At 65.2% G+C, this 543-nt stretch carries 1 protein-coding gene; it reads left to right on the top strand.

Annotated elements, in window-relative coordinates; translation table 11 throughout:
* Positions 1 to 543, top strand: a 543-nt coding sequence (locus tag I8J34_RS24275) for a condensation domain-containing protein (protein ID WP_214364196.1), incomplete at both ends; no start/stop codon positions are given.

The following is a 543-nucleotide window of genomic DNA, read 5'->3' as shown; positions in this document are numbered from 1 at the left end:
GGGTCGAAGCGGCGCTTCGCCAGACGCACGAAACACTGGCCCGTCTGCTCCATCACGAGCATGCGCCACTGGCACTGGCCCAGCGCTGCAGCGGGGTCGATGCCCAGGCGCCGTTGTTTACCTCGCTGCTCAACTATCGCTACGCCCCCAAGGGGCAAGCGGAAGAGGGCGACGCCCCGGGGCAGGAAGAGGCCTTCGACATACTGAGCATGCACGAGCGCACCGACTACCCGCTCAGCGTCGATGTGGACGACTTCGGTGATCACTTCAGCCTCACGGTGCAAGTGCACGAACAGCTCGATGCCGCTCGTATCGGGCAGTTCATGCATCAGGCCATCGCGGGCCTGGTCGAGGCCCTGCAGCAACAACGTCCGCTCGGTGCAATCCCGGTTCTCTCGCCGTCCGAGCGCCATCAAGTACTGCACGATTGGAACGGACCGCAGAAGGCCTACCCGCGCGACTCGAGCATCGCGGCACTGTTCGAAGCGCGCGTTGCGATGCACCCGGATCACCCGGCGCTGATCGCCGAAGACACCGCCCTGA

This window comes from Denitromonas iodatirespirans (assembly GCF_018524365.1).
In the GTDB taxonomy this organism is placed as follows: Bacteria; Pseudomonadota; Gammaproteobacteria; order Burkholderiales; family Rhodocyclaceae; genus Nitrogeniibacter; species Nitrogeniibacter iodatirespirans.
The sequence above is the reverse complement of the archived record's forward strand: the minus strand, read 5'-3'. Positions and strand labels throughout refer to the sequence as shown.